16 protein-coding genes are annotated in these 18,713 nt (G+C 54.8%); 9 read left to right on the top strand and 7 right to left on the bottom strand.

The features are described 5' to 3' along the window. Window positions 1-346: 346 nt before the first annotated feature. Entirely contained in the window at window positions 347-766 is a 420-nt protein-coding gene (locus tag BFV63_RS10060) for a translesion error-prone DNA polymerase V autoproteolytic subunit (protein ID WP_003857514.1), read from the bottom strand. Between the two features lie 325 nt (window positions 767-1,091). Between BFV63_RS10060 and BFV63_RS10055 the strand changes: the two genes are divergently transcribed. Further along, window positions 1,092-1,292: a hypothetical protein gene (locus BFV63_RS10055; RefSeq protein ID WP_003857516.1), complete on the top strand. Its 201-nt coding sequence runs from the start codon at window positions 1,092-1,094 to the stop codon at window positions 1,290-1,292. Window positions 1,293-1,338: 46 nt separating this feature from the next. On the opposite strand, the gene BFV63_RS10050 is transcribed toward BFV63_RS10055, so the two are convergent. After that, on the bottom strand, window positions 1,339-2,205 hold the full coding sequence (locus tag BFV63_RS10050; RefSeq protein WP_022651043.1) for an aldo/keto reductase family oxidoreductase: 867 nt from the start codon (window positions 2,203-2,205) through the stop codon (window positions 1,339-1,341). A 145-nt stretch (window positions 2,206-2,350) separates the two neighbouring features. Here BFV63_RS10050 and tcp point away from each other — a divergent pair, with 145 nt between their 5' ends. Further along, window positions 2,351-4,012: a methyl-accepting chemotaxis citrate transducer gene (gene tcp, locus BFV63_RS10045; RefSeq protein WP_069597522.1), complete on the top strand. Its 1,662-nt coding sequence runs from the start codon at window positions 2,351-2,353 to the stop codon at window positions 4,010-4,012. 32 nt (window positions 4,013-4,044) lie between these two features. Here the strand turns inward: tcp and smrA are convergent, their stop codons facing one another. Both smrA and BFV63_RS10035 read right to left on the bottom strand, forming a co-directional pair. After that, window positions 4,045-4,608, bottom strand: a complete 564-nt coding sequence (smrA, locus tag BFV63_RS10040) for a DNA endonuclease SmrA (protein ID WP_003857522.1) — start codon at window positions 4,606-4,608, stop codon at window positions 4,045-4,047. A gap of 348 nt (window positions 4,609-4,956) precedes the next feature. Beyond that, window positions 4,957-5,862, bottom strand: a complete 906-nt coding sequence (locus BFV63_RS10035; protein WP_003857524.1) for a LysR family transcriptional regulator — start codon at window positions 5,860-5,862, stop codon at window positions 4,957-4,959. 175 nt (window positions 5,863-6,037) lie between these two features. Here BFV63_RS10035 and BFV63_RS10030 point away from each other — a divergent pair, with 175 nt between their 5' ends. The 6 genes from BFV63_RS10030 to uspE all read left to right on the top strand — a co-directional run bounded on the left by BFV63_RS10030 (window position 6,038) and on the right by uspE (window position 12,913). After that, window positions 6,038-7,348: a M20 family metallo-hydrolase gene (locus BFV63_RS10030; protein WP_032658257.1), complete on the top strand. Its 1,311-nt coding sequence runs from the start codon at window positions 6,038-6,040 to the stop codon at window positions 7,346-7,348. Next, on the top strand, window positions 7,348-8,793 hold the full coding sequence (locus tag BFV63_RS10025; protein ID WP_003857528.1) for a M20 family metallopeptidase: 1,446 nt from the start codon (window positions 7,348-7,350) through the stop codon (window positions 8,791-8,793). The genes BFV63_RS10030 and BFV63_RS10025 overlap by 1 nt, the downstream gene beginning before the upstream one ends. Before the next feature lie 44 nt (window positions 8,794-8,837). After that, complete coding sequence (gene abgT, locus BFV63_RS10020; protein WP_022651040.1) at window positions 8,838-10,364, top strand: p-aminobenzoyl-glutamate transporter; 1,527 nt, start codon at window positions 8,838-8,840, stop codon at window positions 10,362-10,364. A 9-nt stretch (window positions 10,365-10,373) separates the two neighbouring features. Next, window positions 10,374-10,889, top strand: coding sequence for a methylated-DNA--[protein]-cysteine S-methyltransferase (gene ogt / locus BFV63_RS10015; RefSeq protein WP_003857532.1), 516 nt, complete (start codon window positions 10,374-10,376; stop codon window positions 10,887-10,889). A 183-nt stretch (window positions 10,890-11,072) separates the two neighbouring features. Beyond that, the gene (gene fnr / locus BFV63_RS10010) at window positions 11,073-11,825 is read left to right on the top strand and encodes a fumarate/nitrate reduction transcriptional regulator Fnr (protein WP_000611906.1); all 753 of its coding nucleotides are present in this window, start codon (window positions 11,073-11,075) and stop codon (window positions 11,823-11,825) included. 137 nt (window positions 11,826-11,962) lie between these two features. Beyond that, window positions 11,963-12,913: a universal stress protein UspE gene (gene uspE, locus BFV63_RS10005; protein WP_003857535.1), complete on the top strand. Its 951-nt coding sequence runs from the start codon at window positions 11,963-11,965 to the stop codon at window positions 12,911-12,913. 38 nt (window positions 12,914-12,951) lie between these two features. Here uspE and BFV63_RS10000 read toward each other — a convergent pair whose 3' ends face one another. The 3 genes from BFV63_RS10000 to pntA form a co-directional block, all read right to left on the bottom strand. Further along, window positions 12,952-14,064, bottom strand: coding sequence for a mechanosensitive ion channel family protein (locus BFV63_RS10000; protein WP_003857538.1), 1,113 nt, complete (start codon window positions 14,062-14,064; stop codon window positions 12,952-12,954). A 107-nt stretch (window positions 14,065-14,171) separates the two neighbouring features. Then, window positions 14,172-15,560 carry a Re/Si-specific NAD(P)(+) transhydrogenase subunit beta gene (pntB, locus tag BFV63_RS09995; RefSeq protein ID WP_003857541.1) on the bottom strand — a complete coding sequence of 463 codons (1,389 nt, stop codon included), beginning with the start codon at window positions 15,558-15,560 and terminating at the stop codon, window positions 14,172-14,174. Between the two features lie 10 nt (window positions 15,561-15,570). Continuing rightward, a complete protein-coding gene (gene pntA, locus BFV63_RS09990; RefSeq protein WP_003857543.1) occupies window positions 15,571-17,100 on the bottom strand; it encodes a Re/Si-specific NAD(P)(+) transhydrogenase subunit alpha in 1,530 nt (509 codons plus the stop codon). Window positions 17,101-17,635: 535 nt separating this feature from the next. Here pntA and ydgH point away from each other — a divergent pair. Further along, entirely contained in the window at window positions 17,636-18,580 is a 945-nt protein-coding gene (ydgH, locus tag BFV63_RS09985) for a DUF1471 family protein YdgH (RefSeq protein ID WP_000769339.1), read from the top strand. Window positions 18,581-18,713 lie beyond the last annotated feature (133 nt).

Below are 18,713 nucleotides of genomic sequence, written 5' to 3'. Positions count from 1 at the left end.
AAAATGAATCTCCTGATTACTTTATAACAGCAGGGTTTTATTGACTGCCACGATGCTAAAACCCTGCGTAACATCAATTGTTCGTGTGCGAATCATAAATTAAAATTATAATGTAGACAAAATGTATTCTGTCGGAAGAAAAGAAAACTCACTAAAGTGCAGGAACATAACAAAATAAAAAAAATGGGATATCACTCTGTAATTCGCCAATACCAGAATATTTGACCAGCAAGTTCCGGCTTATGCGATGAATATCAGGTTTGCCGACAAGACAGCTCAGGTGACGTAAGATTTTTGCATGATGAGAATTAACTTATTGCCTATTAATTAAGCTTCACAAACACGATCAGCTCGCGGATTTCACGATATACGTCACTACACCAAAGATATCGAGCGTATCGTCGCTGCCGACAATAATCGGTGAATAGGCGCTGTTCATGGGGTTGAGTTGAATATTGGGACGCAGCTGGAGGCGCTTCACGGTAAATTCGCCCTCTACCGCCGCAATCACGATATCGCCATGCTCAGGCTTGCGGGAACTGTCCACCACCAGCAAATCACCGTTATTGATCCCCCCTTCTATCATCGAGTCACCGGCGGCTTTGACAAAGTAAGTGGAGCTGGGATGGGCGACTAATAACTCGTTTAAATCGATACGCCGCTCTACATAATCCGCTGCCGGGCTGGGGAAGCCGCACTGTACTAAGTCGCTGAAAAGTGGAATAGCAACGATTTCACGCAACTCTGCGGGTCTGAAAAAGATCATGATAAACACCTCCATACTGTTTTTATATACAGTAGTTTTAACTGAGGTATCGATCAAGCCATGTCAGCGTAAGCGGCTGGCTACGCCTTAACCGCTTCGCTTATAACCCCCTATAGCAATGAAGATTATTTGTTTTGTAAATTTTTACGCACAGACAAGCGTAACGCGTCATAAAACTTCACTACGCAATGACTTTAACATGACTATAAAAACAAAACAAAGTAACCACAAATCACTCCGCATACACTATACGTTGACTTTATATTTAGACTAGCGCATATTTTACAGCACAAATTAACAAGACAATTTTTGGAGGACGTTTTCTATGCCCGCCCGTGATTATCCCGATAAGCGTGTTGCTCGCGGTGTCGCAAAGGAGGCCGAACTCAGGATGTTAAGTGCGCGCATCGATCCTGCGCTGATGGAGTACATCCGCATTACTGCGTATGAAACACGGAAAAGTAAGCAGGAAATCGTGGCAGAAGCGTTAGCGCTTCACCGCCAAAGAAGTCAGATTGGATCATAAACAGCAAAAGCCCGAAAAATCCTCCGGGCTTTTGCTGGTATCGGGATTACCCCACCAGAGAATTTAACGTCTCCAGCGCCTCAGGCGGCAATACCAGATCGACTGCCGCCAGGTTTTCACGCAGATGCGCCACCGATGAGGTTCCCGGGATCAAGAGGATATTTGGCGAGCGTTGCAGCAGCCATGCCAGCGCCACCTGCATCGGCGTCGCGCCCAGTGAATCCGCCACCGCCTGTAGTCCGGAAGATTGCAGTGGCGTGAAACCACCCAGCGGGAAGAACGGCACCCAGGCAATCCCCTGCTGCGCCAGCGAATCAACCAGCGCATCGTCACCGCGATTCACAACGTTGTACATGTTCTGTACGCACACCACGGAAACCATCTTCTGCGCTTCAGCAACCTGCGAAGCGGTGACGTTGCTCAGCCCAATATGACGAACCAGCCCCTGCTGTTGCAGCTCCGCAAGGGTGCTCAGCGGCGCGGCAATCGAGCCTTCCGCCGGTCCGTGGGCGCTAAACATGATCCGCAGGTTAACCACGTCCAGCACATCCCGCTTCAGGTTACGCAGGTTATCATGCACCGCCTGCGTCAGCTCCTGCGCGGAAAACGCCGGCAGCCAGGAGGCATCCTCGCCGCGTCGGGCTCCGATCTTGGTCACAATCGTAAGGTCGTCCCGGTACGGATGAAGCGCCTCGCAGATAAGCTGGTTGGTCACATGAGGTCCGTAAAAATCGCTGGTATCAATGTGATTCACACCCAACGCCACCGCTTCACGCAGCACTGCCAGCGCCGCATTTTTATCTTTTGGCGGACCAAAAACGCCAGGCCCGGCAAGCTGCATCGCGCCATAGCCAAATCGTTTAACCGTACGCGTTCCGAGCGTGAACGTTCCGCTTTTATCTATGCTGCTCATGCTGACCTTCCTCATAAAAAATGATCCGGATTTACAACAGGTTCCGCAACGAAACCATTAGTTAAGCAATAGTAAAATTAAAGTTTAAATTCGCTACGACGATAGTATTGATGTAACCCTGCCTCTTCTCTTACGGATGACCGCCATGCTGAAAAATCTGCACGTGATTACCGGTATTATCTTTGCCCTCACCATATTCTGTCTGCTGCAAGTTGTCACGGGAGGGTTGTTCTACTCTGCCGTTAACAACGATCGTCACAACTTTCAGAACTCCGGGTTACTCAATGCCCAACAGGAAAGCCTGAGCGACAGCGTTAACACGCTGGTGAAAACGCGCGTTACCGTTACCCGCGTGGCGATCCGCTACCTGAAAAACCAGCGCGATCCGGCCTCTCTCGCGGCGATCAACACGCTGCTGGGCACCGCCAACGGTTCGCTGGCCAAAGCCGAAGACTATTACAAAAACTGGCTGGTTATTCCGCAGGTGAAGGGCCAGAATGCCGCGCTCACCGAAGAGATGCAGAAAGCCTGGAAGCAAATGCACGAGGTGATGCGCTTGTCCATTGAGTATCTGCGCGCAGATAACTATCAGGCCTATGGCGACCTGGACGCCCAGCAGGCGCAGGATGAGATGGAGGCGGTCTATACCCGCTGGCGCGCTGAAAACAACGTTCTGCTGAAAGCCGCCGCCGAAGAGAACCAGAGCAGCTTTACCCAGATGCAGTGGACGCTGGCGGCGATCTTCCTGACCGTGATCGCCGTGCTGGTGGTGATCTGGCAGGGTTTACAGCACCTGCTCCTGAAACCGCTCAACGCCATCATGAACCATATTCGCACCATCGCGAGCGGCGATCTGACGCAAAATGTCGCGATTACCGGGCGCAACGAGATGGGCCAGCTGGCTGCTGGTCTGCACGAGATGCAGCAGTCGCTGGTGAGCACCGTCAGCGCCGTGCGCGGCAGCACAGATTCTATCTACACGGGCGCAGGAGAAATTGCCGCCGGAAGTAACGACCTTTCCGCCCGAACCGAGCAGCAGGCAGCCTCGCTGGAAGAGACCGCCGCCAGCATGGAAGAGCTGACTGCCACGGTGAAACAGAACTCGGATAACGCCCGCCAGGCGACGCTGCTGGCGAAGAATGCGTCTGAAACCGCCGCACGCGGCGGTCAGGTGGTGGATAACGTGGTGCGTACCATGAATGACATTGCCGACAGTTCTCAGCAAATTGCGCATATCACCGGCGTTATCGATAGCATTGCATTCCAGACCAATATTCTCGCGCTCAACGCGGCGGTTGAAGCCGCCCGTGCCGGGGAACAAGGTCGCGGCTTTGCGGTCGTGGCAGGTGAAGTACGGACGCTGGCCAGCCGCAGCGCGCAGGCGGCAAAAGAGATCAAAGGGCTTATCGAGAACTCTGTCAGCCGGGTGAATACCGGCTCGGAACAGGTGAGCGAGGCGGGTGCGACCATGAAAGAGATCGTCGCGGCCGTGACGCGCGTAACCGATATTATGGCTGAGATTTCCTCGGCGTCTGACGAGCAGAGCCGCGGTATAGAGCAGGTCAGCCTGGCAGTCTCGCAGATGGACAGCGTCACGCAGCAAAACGCCGCGCTGGTACAGGAGTCGGCAACGGCGGCGGCGGCGCTGGAAGATCAGTCTGTACAGCTGCGTCAGGCCGTGGCGGCATTCCGGCTGAACGCTCAGGCATCGCCGGCGGCTCGCCCTAAAAACGTGAAAACGCCCGTACTGCTGCGCCCGTCAGCGGCAGGCGCGAATACAGCTGACGCGAACTGGGAAACCTTCTGAGTGACAGGCGGGCATATCGCCCGCCTGCCTGATTAGCGGCTGCGCTTGGCGTGGCGTTCCCAGTTATCTCGCTTCGCATCCTCTGATTTACGCAACGAGACATAGCATGCTCCGCTGCCGCCGTGATGCGGCTGCGCTTCGCAAAAGGCCTGTACTTCGTCGAACTCGGTCAACCAGCGCGCAAGATAGCTGCGCACTACGTTAGGGTGCGACTGCTGTTCACGCCCTTTACCATGCACGATGATCAGGTTGCGTAGCCCGTCACGTCCGGCCTGGCGAATAAAGGAATAGACCAGCTGGCGGCATTGCTCCGCAGGCTGGCGTAACAGCGTTAAGCTGGCCTGACGGGAATATTTGCCGGAACGCAGCTTATCAAATACCCCCTGCTGTACCCCTTCACGCTGGAACATCAGCGGCTCGTCAAGGGGCAACAGTTCCAGAAACCCCAGCGTCAGAAAGTTATCGAGCTGCTCAGTATCTATTTCCTGACGCGCCCGCGTGTTGCGGCTCTGCTGCCAGTGAATATCCGCGCAGCGTTTGAGCGGCTGGACATCCTCCATGGCGTCAAGAAAAAGTGATTTGTCGTCAGGGTTCATGGAAATCCTCCGGCTACATCTGAGTGATGTACTATACCTGCGCCCGTTGCGGGTCTCAATCACCCGGGCACGGGTACAAATAATGGCTTAAGGAACAGATAATCGCAGACGCAATAAATTTAATCTAACCTTAACTTAAATTTCAGCCGTAATTAATTAAATAAATACGTTAAAAAATCGTGAAATCAATCACTCAACGTCCTTCTCTTTTAAGAAAAAGCTGTTATAACTTAATAAACCTGCCCAATGGATAATGCATGTAGGATCCGCGAAAGGATGCACGACTGTGTGTTCTGTGGAGTCTGTCTGATGTCGGGCAGACTCTATTTTTTATTGTTGTTATTTTTATTAAATTAATTTCCTGGCCTCTCTTCGAAACTGCGTGATTAATGATTCGGCAAGCGGTGTCTGGCGAGAATCACGACGCTGAATTAAATAATATGCCGCTTTAGGCAGGGTTTCGACAACCGGCAGCATTATCAGACGGTGCGCCAGAAGCGGATCGCAGCCCAGCTCTTGCGGTAAAATGCTGATGAAATCGCTTTGTGCGACGAGGCTAATACAGGAGGAAAAGGTCTCACAGACAACGCCAATTCGCGGTATTTGAGAGCGATGGTTAAAAGTATCCTGTAACTGCTTATAATAACTTCCCCGGGGCGTAGGCATCGTCCAGTTATATTGCAGAAGCTCATTAATTGAGGTCGCCCCTGTCGCCGGATGTCCTGCCCGACAAAATACGGCAAAAGGCTTTTCGAACAGCTTTTCAAACGTAAATTCGTGATCGTACGGCCCCTGATAATAGGTATTGATGGTAAAGTCCAGCTCACCCTGACGTAATTCATTAATCATCGACACCAGCTGGCCTTCCATAATCCGGACGTTGACCTGAGGATGCTGCGCATGAAAACGCGTAATGACGGCTGGCATCAGGCTGCGTGAAATGCTGGCTCCCATCCCAATATTGATCTGCCCGGCGAGTTCGCCCTGCCGCTGGCGGATGTCATCCTGCGCCGCGCGTAGCTCTTCCAGAATCAAATTAGCGCGGTGATAAAACCCTTCCCCGCACTCGGTCAGCGCGACGCCTTTACTCCGGCGCACAAATAGCTGGGCCGCCATACCCTCCTCCAGCTCTTTAATGGATTTGGTCAGCGCGGGCTGCGAAAGATTAAGCGTCCGGCTGGCGCCGCGAATGCTGCCCTGACGCGCCACCTCGACAAACGCCCTGATTTGATGAAATTTAATCTGAAATGACATAACGAGACCGATAACCGTTGTTTATCAGAGTAAAGAAACTGTCATCTACTTTAATGGAAACGGATGTGCGAGGGTAATTGCTGAACGGTTAAAACTGTGAAAAAACGATTAGTGATAAGTAAAAACTATCACAGCGTGAAGCAGTTCACATATTTTAATGATGACAGGAAAAGATATGAACGCACTGGCGCAGTACATCCAGACATTAGCCCCACAACTGAGCGCATGGCGTCGCGATTTCCACCATTTCGCGGAATCCGGTTGGGTGGAGTTTCGCACTGCGGCAAAAGTGGCGGAGATCCTCGCCTCACTGGGTTACGAGCTGGCGATGGGTCGCGACGTGGTCGACGCCGAAAGCCGTATGGGACTGCCCGATGACGCCACCCTTTCGCGAGAGTTTGCCCGCGCCCGGGCGCAGGGCGCGCCGGAGAAATGGCTGGCGCCGTTTGAGGGCGGGTTCACCGGCATTGTCGCGACCCTGAATACCGGCCGCCCGGGCCCAACCCTGGCGTTTCGCGTGGACATGGACGCCCTTGATTTAAGCGAAGCGCTCGACGACAGCCATCGCCCCTTCCGCGACGGGTTTGCCTCCTGCAATCCGGGAATGATGCACGCCTGTGGCCACGACGGGCATACCACCATTGGTCTGGGGCTCGCGCAGGTGCTTAAGCAGTATGAAGCGCAGCTCAACGGCACCATCAAACTGATCTTCCAGCCTGCCGAAGAGGGTACGCGCGGCGCGCGCGCTATGGTCGCCGCAGGCGCGCTGGACGGCGTAGACTACTTTACCGCCATTCATATCGGAACCGGCGTTCCGGAAGGGACAGTGATCTGCGGCAGCGATAACTTCATGGCGACCACCAAATTTGACGTGCGCTTTACCGGAGTCGCCGCACACGCTGGCGGTAAACCGGAAGAGGGCCGTAACGCCCTGCTTGCTGCTGCCCAGGCCGCTATCGCGCTGCATGGCATCGCGCCACACAGCGAAGGCGCGTCCCGGGTTAACGTCGGGGTCATGCAGGCGGGCAGCGGACGCAACGTGGTTCCGGCTGATGCGTTACTTAAGGTTGAAACCCGCGGCGAAAGCGAGGCCATTAATCAGTATGTCTTTGAGCGCGCGCAGGCGGTAATTACCGGCGCGGCGGCGCTCTATGGCGTAACAGCCGGGATAAACCTGATGGGGGCGGCGACCTCCAGCGTCCCTTCCCCGGCCTGGGTCGATTATCTGCGCGAGCAGGCAAGCCAGGTGCCCGGTGTGACTCATGCCATTAATAAGGTCAAAGCGCCTGCGGGCTCCGAAGACGCCACGCTAATGATGGCCCGCGTGCAGCAGAACGGCGGCATGGCCTCGTATATGGTTTTCGGCACCCAGCTGAGCGCCGGACATCACAACGAAAAATTCGATTTTGATGAGCAGGTGATGAACGTTGCCATCGAAACGCTGGCGCGAACTGCGCTTAATTTCCCGTGGACGCGAGGTGTGTAATGCAGGAGAACTACGCTTTTATCGCTGATGCCATCGACACGCGATGTCAGACGTTTACCGATATTGCCGACGACATCTGGGATCATCCCGAAACGCGCTTTGAAGAGTTCTGGTCCGCCGAACGCCTCGCCAGCGCGCTGGAAGCCGAGGGCTTTACCCTGACGCGGGAAGCCGGAGGCATTCCCAACGCCTTTATTGCCAGCTACGGCAGCGGCAAGCCCGTTATCGCCCTTCTGGGCGAATACGATGCCCTGGCCGGGCTAAGCCAGCAGGCACACTGCGCGACGGCGCAATCCGCCACCCCGGGGGCGAACGGCCACGGCTGCGGGCATAACCTCTTAGGCACGGCTGCCTTTGCCGGGGCGGTGGCGGTGAAAAGCTGGCTGGAACAGCACGGCGGCAGCGGAACGGTGCGTTTTTACGGCTGTCCCGGCGAGGAAGGCGGCTCCGGTAAAACCTTTATGGTGCGTGAAGGATTATTTGACGACGTGGACGCTGCCGTGACATGGCACCCGGAAGCCTTTGCCGGGATGTTTAACGTCAGCACGCTGGCCAATATTCAGGCCGCCTGGCGGTTTAAGGGGATCGCCGCCCATGCCGCTAACTCCCCACATCTGGGACGCAGCGCGCTGGATGCCGTGACGTTGATGACCACCGGCACAAACTTCCTCAACGAACACATCATTGAAAAAGCGCGCGTTCATTACGCCATCACCGATACCGGCGGAATTTCGCCTAACGTGGTGCAGGCCCAGGCCGAGGTGCTGTACCTGATCCGCGCCCCGGAGATGGCCGATGCGCAGCAGATCTACGCGCGCATCGAGAAAATCGCCCAGGGCGCGGCGATGATGACCGAAACCACCGTCGAGTGCCGCTTTGATAAAGCCTGCTCCAGCTATCTGCCGAACCGAACGCTCGAAGCGGCGATGTACCGCGCATTGCAGCATTACGGCACGCCGGCCTGGACGGAAGAGGAACGCGAATTTGCCCGTAAAATCCGCGCTACGCTCACGGCAAACGATCTGCAAAACAGCCTGAAAAACATTGCCGCAACGGGGGCCGAAGAGGGAAAAGCGTTTGCCCGACGCCATCAGGAGACGTTGCTGGTGGATGAAGTTGCCCCTTATGCCATCACCGATAACGTGCTGGCAGGCTCCACCGATGTGGGGGATGTCAGCTGGAAGATGCCTGTCGCACAGTGCTTTAGCCCCTGTTTTACCGTGGGCACCCCGCTGCATACCTGGCAATTAGTGGCGCAGGGGCGTACCTCTATTGCCCATAAAGGCATGTTGCTGGCCGGAAAAGTGATGGGCGCGACCGCGCTGCATCTGCTTCAGGATGCCGACCTGTTGCGAAAATGCCGGGAAGAGTTCGAACAACACATAACAGAAAAACCGTACGAGTGTCCGATCCCGCAGGGCGTGACACCGTCACCTTTAAAATAAAAAAACACAACACAACAACACAACAACAGTCCCGAGGAACGCCCATGAGTATGTCTTCCATACCTTCGCATTCCCCATCCGGTAAGCTCTATGGCTGGGTTGAAAGGATCGGCAATAAAGTGCCGCACCCTTTCCTGCTTTTTATCTATTTAATTGTCATCCTGATGGTCGCGACGGCCGTGCTGTCCGCCTTTGAGGTGAGCGTGCGCAGCCCGGCCGACGGCAGCATGGTGGCAGTGAAAAACCTGCTCAGCGTTGAAGGGTTGCACTGGTTTTTGCCGAACGTGATTAAAAACTTCAGCGGTTTTGCGCCGCTGGGCGCCATCCTGGCGCTGGTGTTAGGCGCGGGACTGGCCGAGCGCGTGGGTCTCCTGCCCGCGCTGATGGTCAAAATGGCCTCGCACGTCAGCGCGCGTTATGCCAGCTATATGGTGCTGTTTATTGCCTTCTTCAGCCATATCTCGTCCGACGCGGCACTGGTGATCATGCCGCCGATGGGGGCACTGATTTTCCTCGCCGTTGGTCGTCATCCTGTTGCGGGCCTGCTGTCGGCGATTGCGGGCGTCGGCTGTGGGTTTACCGCTAACCTGCTTATCGTGACCACCGATGTGCTGCTCTCCGGCATCAGCACAGAGGCAGCCAGCACCATCGATGCGACCATGCACGTCAGCGTGATCGACAACTGGTACTTTATGGCCAGTTCAGTGATTGTCCTGACGATTGTCGGGGGTCTGATTACCGATAAAATCATTGAGCCGCGCCTGGGTAAATGGGAAGGCCGGAGCGATGAAAAGCTGGAGACGCTGAGCAAAGAGCAGCAGTTCGGCCTGCGCGTAGCCGGGATCGTCTCGCTGGCGTTCATTGCGGTGGTGGCGCTGATGGTGGTACCGGAAAATGGCGTGCTGCGCGATCCGATCAAACACACCGTACTGCCCTCGCCGTTTATTCAGGGCATTGTGCCGCTGATAATTCTCTTCTTCTTCGTCGTTTCGCTCGCGTACGGCATCGCCACCGGCAAAATCCGCCGTCAGGGAGATCTGCCGCACCTGATGATCGAGCCGATGAAGGAGATGGCGGGTTTTATCGTGATGGTGTTCCCGCTGGCGCAGTTTGTCGCCATGTTTAACTGGAGCAACATGGGCAAGTTTATGGCCGTGAGCCTGACGGACGCGCTGGAGGCGGCGGGGTTGAGCGGTGTTCCGGCGTTTGTCGGCCTGGCGCTGCTGTCGTCCCTGCTGTGCATGTTTATTGCCAGCGGGTCGGCCATCTGGTCGATTCTGGCGCCCATCTTTGTCCCCATGTTTATGATGCTCGGCTTCCATCCGGCGTTCGCCCAGATCCTGTTCCGTGTCGCCGATTCCTCGGTGATCCCGCTGGCGCCCGTGTCACCCTTCGTTCCGCTGTTTTTAGGCTTCCTGCAACGCTACAGACCGGAGGCTAAGCTGGGTACCTACTATTCGCTGGTTCTGCCCTATCCGCTTATCTTCTTAGGGGTATGGCTGGTGATGCTGGTGGCGTGGTATCTTGTCGGCCTGCCGATTGGACCGGGTGTTTACCCGAGGCTGAACTAAGGAGTACTGATGCTGAGATTACTCGAAGATAAGATTGCGACGCCGCTGGGGCCGCTGTGGGTTATCGCGGATGAAGCGTTCAATCTGCGCGCGGTTGAATGGGAAGAGCACAGCGACCGGATGGTTGAGCTGCTCAACATCCATTATCGCGCCGAGGGATACGAGCGTGTTACTGCCCGTAATCCTGGCGGGCTGAGCGATAAACTGACGGCCTACTTCGAGGGCGATCTCAGCATTATTAATACCCTGCCAACCGCCACGGCGGGCACCCCTTTCCAGCGCGAGGTGTGGCAGGCGCTGCGTAATATTCCCTGCGGGCAGGTGATGCACTACGGTCAGCTGGCAGAACAGCTTGGTCGTGCCGGCGCGGCGCGCGCGGTCGGTGCGGCAAATGGCTCTAACCCCGTCAGCATTGTGGTGCCTTGCCATCGCGTGATTGGGCGCAACGGCACCCTCACCGGCTATGCCGGGGGCGTACAGCGCAAAGAGTGGCTGCTGCGTCACGAAGGGTATTTTCTGCTGTAATTCCCAGGCTTTTTGTGCTTAATTTTCTTCCTGTTAGGTTCATAATCCTTAATCATTCTGTGGAATTTCAAGGAGATGGCAACACGCTGCCGTCTCTTGTCTTTATTGGGGGTTTGCCAGACTTACGTCCTTACCAAAAAGATGTTAAAATTGACCAATATCAATTAAGGCTTGAGCAAACCTATGATCCCGGAAAAGCGAATTATACGACGCATTCAGTCTGGCGGTTGTGCTATCCATTGCCAGGATTGCAGCATCAGCCAGCTCTGTATCCCGTTTACTCTGAATGAGCACGAACTCGATCAGCTTGACAATATCATCGAGCGCAAAAAGCCTATTCAGAAAGGGCAGACGCTGTTTAAGGCGGGAGACGAACTGAAGTCGCTCTATGCTATCCGTTCTGGCACCATCAAAAGCTACACCATTACCGAACAGGGCGACGAGCAGATCACCGGCTTCCATCTGGCAGGCGATTTAGTCGGCTTTGACGCCATCGGCAGTGGCCATCACCCGAGCTTTGCTCAGGCGCTGGAAACCTCTATGGTCTGCGAAATTCCGTTTGAGACGCTGGACGATCTGTCCGGTAAGATGCCGAACCTGCGTCAGCAGATGATGCGTCTGATGAGCGGTGAGATCAAAGGCGATCAGGATATGATCCTGCTGCTTTCTAAGAAGAATGCCGAAGAGCGTCTGGCCGCCTTTATCTATAACCTCTCACGCCGTTTCGCGGAACGTGGCTTCTCCCCGCGTGAATTCCGTCTGACCATGACGCGCGGTGATATTGGTAACTATCTGGGCCTGACCGTGGAAACCATCAGCCGTCTGCTGGGTCGCTTCCAGAAGAGCGGAATGCTGGCGGTTAAAGGTAAGTATATCACCATCGAAAACGGTGAAGCGCTGGCCATTCTGGCGGGTCACTCACGTAACGTGGCATAACTCTCCCGGATATCTTATGCCAGGTCGATAAATTTTCATGATTATTGATCTGGCAAAAACTTCCCCCCTGTTTCATTCAAGATATATAGGTTACTCTTTTACTTACAGACTGTGGTGACAGTAGTAAGGAGACCTGTATGGCAAAGTATCAAAACATGCTGGTGGCTATCGATCCTAATCAGGACGATCAGCCGGCATTACGACGTGCTGTGTATTTACATCAACGGATTGGTGGCAAAATTAAAGCCTTTTTGCCGATTTATGACTTCTCATACGAGATGACCACCCTTCTGTCGCCTGACGAGCGCACCGCTATGCGTCAGGGAGTGATCAGCCAGCGTACCGCGTGGATCCGCGAGCAGGCGAAGTATTACCTGGAAGCGGGCGTACCGATTGATATTAAAGTAGTCTGGCACAACCGCCCCTTCGAAGCCATTATTCAGGAAGTGGTGGCCGGTGGGCATGACCTGCTGCTGAAAATGGCGCACCAGCATGACAAACTGGAATCCGTGATTTTCACTCCAACAGACTGGCACCTGCTGCGCAAATGCCCTTGTCCGGTATGGATGGTGAAAGATCAGCCGTGGCCTGAGGGCGGGAAAGCCGTCGTGGCGGTCAATCTGGCCAGCGAAGAGGATTATCACAATTCGCTGAACGAGAAACTGGTGAAGGAGACGCTTCAGCTTGCAGACCAGGTTAACCATACTGAAGTCCATCTGGTGGGCGCCTACCCGGTTACGCCAATCAATATCGCCATCGAGCTGCCTGAATTTGACCCGAGCGTGTATAACGACGCGATTCGCGGTCAGCATCTGCTGGCCATGAAAGCGCTGCGCCAGAAATTCAGTATCGATGAGAACATGACCCACGTAGAAAAAGGGTTACCGGAAGAGGTTATTCCGGATCTGGCGGAGCATTTGCAGGCCGGGATTGTGGTGCTGGGCACCATCGGCCGGACCGGTATTTCTGCCGCGTTCCTGGGAAATACCGCCGAGCAGGTGATCGACCATCTGCGCTGCGACCTTCTGGTCATCAAACCGGATCAATATCAGACGCCGGTTGAGCTGGACGATGAGGAAGACGATTGACCCCAAAATGAAAGCCCGCCGGTAACGGCGGGCTTTTTTTATTGCGCTTCGCTCAACCGTTGCGCAGATGCCTCGTCGCCGGCATTCATCCAGGGCGCGTGCAGAACCATGCTCGGTAGCGCCAGCTTGATCTCCTGCTGGTTCAGCCCCTCCAGGATACGAATATTGATCTCCTGCTGAATATCCATGTACTTGTTGTAATCCGCCGTATTAACAATATGAACCACCTCGAAGGTCAGGCGATCGCGATCGAAGCCCAGGAAATGGGCGCGGTCAAACTTCGTTTCCCCGACGTCGGTAATGATCTGTTTGACCATCTCACCCACTGAACGCAGTTTTTCCGGCGCCGTGTCGCTGGCGACTCCGAAGGTAAAAACAATCCGCCGCGTTTGCATCCGCTTATAGTTATGCAGCGTCTGTTGCAGCAGGATGGCGTTCCCGCAGACAATCTGCTCCCCGCTCAGGCTGCGGATACGGGTGGTTTTCAGACCAATGTGCTCTACCGTCCCGGCGACATCGTTAAACACCACAAAATCGCCGATTTCGAACGGCTTATCAAAACCGATGGAGAGCGATGCAAAAACGTCGCTCAGGATCGTTTGCACCGCGAGGGCGATAGCAATACCCCCTACCCCAAGGCTGGCAACCAGAGCAGTGATGTTGACGCCCGCGTTAGCAAGAATAGACAGCAGCATCACTGACCAGACAATGGCACGGAGGATAAGCCCCGTGATCACCAGCGTCACCGGGTTTTTATGGCTTCCCGGCGCCAGCATGACGTGACGAAGCCACGACACCACCCCCTGATCCATCCACAGCGCCACCTGGATAGCGAAGACCAGGAACCAGGCGTGGCTCACGGTACCAAAGAGATGATCCGGTAAGTCGACGAAACGCAGGCTGAACAACAGCGCCACGACAAAAAGCAGGACGCGGCTGGTGCGGTTAAGCATATCCGTCAGGATAAAGCGCATCCGGTTGGTGCTGGGGTGCTTGTCGCCCCAGGTGGTGATCCCTTTCTTAACGAAGGCGATCAGGCGCGTCAGCAGCCAGTACACCAGCAGAGTCACAAAGACCACCGTGGCGACGCCGATCCAGAAAGACGGCGTCATCATCAGCTCGATGATGTCGAAGCGGGACAAAAATCGCATTACACCTCCTCGTATTACACAAAGGGTAAAGTATAGACAGAGGAGAAAAGCTGGCCGCAGAAATAAGAAAACCGCCCCAGGGGGCGGTTTGTCAGGATGAAGCGAAATTACAGCGCTTTCAGGATCGCATCCACGCTGGCCTTGGCGTCGCCAAACAGCATGTGGGTGTTATCTTTAAAGAACAGCGGGTTCTGCACGCCAGCATAGCCGGTGTTCATAGAGCGTTTGAAGACAATAACGTTCTGCGCCTTCCACACTTCGAGAACAGGCATACCCGCAATCGGACTACGCGGATCGTCCTGCGCCGCCGGGTTAACGGTGTCGTTGGCGCCAATCACCAGCACGGTGTCGGTGTCGGCGAAATCATCGTTGATCTCGTCCATTTCCAGCACGATGTCGTAAGGCACCTTCGCTTCCGCCAGCAGCACGTTCATGTGGCCTGGCAGACGCCCCGCCACCGGGTGAATACCAAAGCGAACCTTGATACCGCGCGCGCGGAGTTTCTCGGTGATTTCCGCCACCGGATACTGCGCCTGCGCCACCGCCATGCCATAGCCCGGGGTGATGATGACGGAATGCGAGTTTTTCAGCATCTCTGCGGTGTCTTCCGCGCTGATTTCACGGTGTTCACCCACTTCCTCATCAGAACCGGTTGATGAACCGTCAGAACCGAAGCCACCCGCGATGACGCTGATAAACGAACGGTTCATCGCCTTACACATGATGTAAGACAGGATCGCACCGGAAGAACCGACCAGCGCACCGGTGACAATCAGCAGGTCGTTGCTCAGCATAAAGCCTGCCGCCGCCGCCGCCCAACCGGAGTAGGAGTTCAGCATGGAAACGACTACCGGCATATCTGCTCCGCCGATAGACGCCACCAGATGCCAGCCGAACGCCAGCGCGATGATGGTCATCACCAGTAACGCCAGCACCTGCAAGCCTACGCTTTCGGTACGCACGAAGACCACCAGCAGCACAAAGGAAACGACCAGCGCCGCCAGATTCAGCTTGTGGCGGTTAGGCAGCATCAGCGGTTTGGAAGAGATCTTCCCGCGCAGCTTGCCGAACGCCACAATCGACCCGGTGAAGGTCACCGCACCGATGAAGATGCCGAGGAACACTTCGGTCAGATGGATGTTCACCAGAATCGGTTCCAGGCCCGGTTCGTGGTACAGGTAGCTGTTGAAGCCCACCAGCACCGCCGCCAGACCCACGAAGCTGTGCAGAATAGCAACCAGCTCCGGCATCTCGGTCATTTCAACGCGTTTCGCCAGACGAATACCAATCGCGCCGCCGATGATCATCGCCACCAGGATCCACGCCACGTTGCCGGTGTCCGGCCCAAAGATGGTGGCAATCAGCGCAATCGCCATACCGGCGATACCAAAGTTATTTCCCTGCTGAGACGTTTCGTGTTTGGAAAGCCCCGCCAGACTGAAAATAAACAGGATTGCAGCAACAATGTATGCGGCTGTAACTAATCCTCCAGACATATGCTACCCCTTAGCCTTTACGAAACATTTTCAGCATGCGCTGAGTCACGGTGAAACCACCGAAAATATTGATACTGGCGATCAGCACCGCAATGAAGCTCAGGAAGCTGATCCAGCCGCCATGACCAATTTGCAGCAATGCCCCGACCACGATAATCCCGGAGATGGCATTGGTGACCGACATCAGCGGGGTATGCAGCGCATGGGAAACGTTCCACACGACGTAGTAACCCACCACGCAGGAGAGCGCGAAGACGGTGAAGTGGCCAAGGAACTCTTTTGGCGCGACGTCCGCCAGCCAGCCAAACAGGATTATGACCAGCGCCATGATGGCGTATTTGCGCCACGGCGACGCAGGTTTTGCTGGCTCCGCGGGCTCTGGTGCCGCTTTCGGCGCAGCCTGAGGTTGAGCGGAAACCTGAATCGGCGGTGCAGGCCAGGTGATTTCCCCTTCACGCACCACGGTAACGCCACGCACCACCACATCATCAAAATCAACGGTAATGTTGCCGTCTTTCTCTTTGCAGAGCAGCTTCAGCAGGTTAACGAGGTTCGTACCGTACAGCTGAGAGGACTGGGTTGGCAGACGCCCTGGCAGGTCGGTATAACCGATCACCTTCACGCCGTTCGCGGTCGTCGTGACCTGATTTGGCACGGTATACTCACAGTTACCGCCGTTTTGCGCCGCCAGATCGACTATAACGCTGCCCGGCTGCATGGAATCCACCATCTCACGGGTGATCAGCTTTGGCGCCGGTTTACCCGGAATAAGCGCGGTGGTGACAATGATGTCTACCTCTTTTGCCTGCGCCGCAAAGAGCGCCATTTCCGCCTTGATAAAGGCTTCAGACATGACCTTCGCGTAACCATCACCGCTGCCCGCTTCTTCCTTGAAGTCCAGCTCAAGGAATTCGGCGCCCATACTCTGCACCTGCTCCTTCACTTCCGGCCGGGTATCAAACGCGCGAACAATAGCGCCCAGGCTGTTTGCGGCCCCGATAGCGGCAAGACCTGCCACACCGGCACCAATCACCATCACCTTCGCGGGTGGAACTTTACCTGCCGCCGTAATCTGACCGGTAAAGAAGCGACCAAACTCATGCGCAGCTTCGACAATGGCGCGATAGCCGGCAATGTTCGCCATGGAGCTCAGCGCATCCAGAGACTGCGCGCGCGAAATACGCGGCACGGAGTCCATCGCCATCACGGTGACACCGCGTGCCGCCAGCTTCTCCATCAACTCCGGGTTTTGGGCTGGCCAGACAAAGCTCACCAGCGTAGTGCCCGCGTTCAGCAGTTCAATTTCACTCTCTTCCGGTGCGTTTACCTTCAGAATGATGGGTGATTGCCAGACCTCAGCACCGTCCACGACGTCCGCGCCAGCCTGAGTAAAGGCCTCGTCATCGAAACTCGCCAGTGTGCCCGCGCCGCTTTCAATCGCGACGGTAAAACCCAGTTTAAGCAGTTGCTCCACCGTTTTTGGTGTTGCCGCTACGCGGGTTTCATTGGCTAACCGTTCTTTTGGTACCCCAATACGCATAGTTTTCCCTTCCATCGGTTTTTGATGATGGTTTGTCGATAATTGCCCGCAGTTTGTATCAATTTTCACCATCGAGATAACGACGGAGAATGATTAACCCCGGAAAATAAAAAAGTAACAAACTTTCTATAACCTACTGAAAATAGCGCCCGTAATCTACCGCCAGAAAACACTATTTCTTACTTTATCTGTGAAAAATAAGCGATCGGGGTTACTGACAGAGATATTTACCTTAAATTCGCCTTCAGGACCGATAAATCGCGCAAGCGAAGCGGTAAAAACATGATATAGCGCCATAATAGAACAACTCATTAACATTAAATTAACTTGTAAAAGTCATATGCTTAATCAGTTTTTCTTGTGAAACGCCTGTTTTTTCCACATATCACAAAATGTTATCGAATCAGGTCCTTTGGTGAGCACAGGCTGTGAAAAATGCCGCAGACAGCGATGGGTGTTAAATGCCATAATCGGGACTGTCTCAAATTAACAACAACACCAGTACATGGTTTGCGCAAGGCGAAGGATTATTTTTATGAAGCTTAAGAACACACTCCTGGCGTCCGCACTTCTTTCCGCGACCGCCCTGTCTGCGAATGCCGCGACAGAGTTGACGCCGGAGCAAGCGGCAGCGTTAAAACCTTTTGACCATACGGTCATTGTGGGTCGCTATAACTCTATTGGCGATGCCGTCGCCGCCGCATCAAAAGCCGCCGATAAAAACGGCGCTGCCTCGTTTTACGTTGTTGACCAGTCCGATCAAGGCAACAGCGGCAACCAGCGCGTGACGATTGCGCTGTACAAAGAGAATGCCCCAAAAGCAGATGAACAGAAAAACCGCGTGATTAACGGCATTGTTGAACTGCCGAAAGATCAGGCTGTTCAGCTGGAACCGTATGACACCGTGACCGTTCAGGGCTTCTACCGCAGCCAGCCTGAAGTTAACGATGCCATCACCAAAGCCGCGAGAGAAAAAGGCGCTTACGCGTTCTATATCGTGCGTCAGGTCGATGCCAACCAGGGCGGAAACCAGCGCATCACCGCTTTCATCTATAAGCAAGATGCGAAAAAACGCGTAGTGCAAAGCCCGGATGCCATTCCAGCGGATTCAGATGCGGGACGTGCCGCGTTGGCGAAAGGCGGTGAAGAAGCGAAGAAAGTGGAAATTCCGGGCGTAGCAACGTCTGCGGCACCAAGCGCTGAAGTGGGTCGTTTCTTTGAAACCCAATCCACCAAAGGCGGTCGTTATACCGTTACGTTACCAGACGGCACGAAAATTGAAGAGCTGAACAAAGCCACTGCCGCGCAGATGGTGCCGTTCGACAGCATCAAGTTTACGGGCAACTATGGCAACATGACGGAAATCTCCTATCAGGTGGCGAAGCGTGCTGCGAAGAAAGGCGCGAAGTATTACCACATCACCCGTCAGTGGCAGGAACGTGGTAACAACCTGACCATCAGCGCCGATCTGTACAAGTAACAAAACGGTTTCATAAAGGCGGCGCAGTGCCGCCTTTTTTGTTACTTTTTTTCTGATTTCTGCCACACGTCATTGCATGCATCCTTCACACTCCGTAAAATCCCGCGCCTTAGCGTGATCCACCATTTTTATG

Source organism: Enterobacter hormaechei subsp. xiangfangensis (assembly GCF_001729785.1).
Classification (GTDB): domain Bacteria; phylum Pseudomonadota; class Gammaproteobacteria; order Enterobacterales; family Enterobacteriaceae; genus Enterobacter; species Enterobacter hormaechei_C.
The sequence above is the reverse complement of the archived record's forward strand: the minus strand, read 5'-3'. Positions and strand labels throughout refer to the sequence as shown.

What these genes read in the sequence shown, in the direction of transcription:
- BFV63_RS10060 (WP_003857514.1), bottom strand. Translation starts at nt 766, where the DNA reads ATGATCTTTTTCAGACCCGCAGAGTTGCGTGAAATCGTTGCTATTCCA.
- BFV63_RS10055 (WP_003857516.1), top strand. Translation starts at nt 1,092, where the DNA reads ATGCCCGCCCGTGATTATCCCGATAAGCGTGTTGCTCGCGGTGTCGCA.
- BFV63_RS10050 (WP_022651043.1), bottom strand. Translation starts at nt 2,205, where the DNA reads ATGAGCAGCATAGATAAAAGCGGAACGTTCACGCTCGGAACGCGTACG.
- tcp (WP_069597522.1), top strand. Translation starts at nt 2,351, where the DNA reads ATGCTGAAAAATCTGCACGTGATTACCGGTATTATCTTTGCCCTCACC.
- smrA (WP_003857522.1), bottom strand. Translation starts at nt 4,608, where the DNA reads ATGAACCCTGACGACAAATCACTTTTTCTTGACGCCATGGAGGATGTC.
- BFV63_RS10035 (WP_003857524.1), bottom strand. Translation starts at nt 5,862, where the DNA reads ATGTCATTTCAGATTAAATTTCATCAAATCAGGGCGTTTGTCGAGGTG.
- BFV63_RS10030 (WP_032658257.1), top strand. Translation starts at nt 6,038, where the DNA reads ATGAACGCACTGGCGCAGTACATCCAGACATTAGCCCCACAACTGAGC.
- BFV63_RS10025 (WP_003857528.1), top strand. Translation starts at nt 7,348, where the DNA reads ATGCAGGAGAACTACGCTTTTATCGCTGATGCCATCGACACGCGATGT.
- abgT (WP_022651040.1), top strand. Translation starts at nt 8,838, where the DNA reads ATGAGTATGTCTTCCATACCTTCGCATTCCCCATCCGGTAAGCTCTAT.
- ogt (WP_003857532.1), top strand. Translation starts at nt 10,374, where the DNA reads ATGCTGAGATTACTCGAAGATAAGATTGCGACGCCGCTGGGGCCGCTG.
- fnr (WP_000611906.1), top strand. Translation starts at nt 11,073, where the DNA reads ATGATCCCGGAAAAGCGAATTATACGACGCATTCAGTCTGGCGGTTGT.
- uspE (WP_003857535.1), top strand. Translation starts at nt 11,963, where the DNA reads ATGGCAAAGTATCAAAACATGCTGGTGGCTATCGATCCTAATCAGGAC.
- BFV63_RS10000 (WP_003857538.1), bottom strand. Translation starts at nt 14,064, where the DNA reads ATGCGATTTTTGTCCCGCTTCGACATCATCGAGCTGATGATGACGCCG.
- pntB (WP_003857541.1), bottom strand. Translation starts at nt 15,560, where the DNA reads ATGTCTGGAGGATTAGTTACAGCCGCATACATTGTTGCTGCAATCCTG.
- pntA (WP_003857543.1), bottom strand. Translation starts at nt 17,100, where the DNA reads ATGCGTATTGGGGTACCAAAAGAACGGTTAGCCAATGAAACCCGCGTA.
- ydgH (WP_000769339.1), top strand. Translation starts at nt 17,636, where the DNA reads ATGAAGCTTAAGAACACACTCCTGGCGTCCGCACTTCTTTCCGCGACC.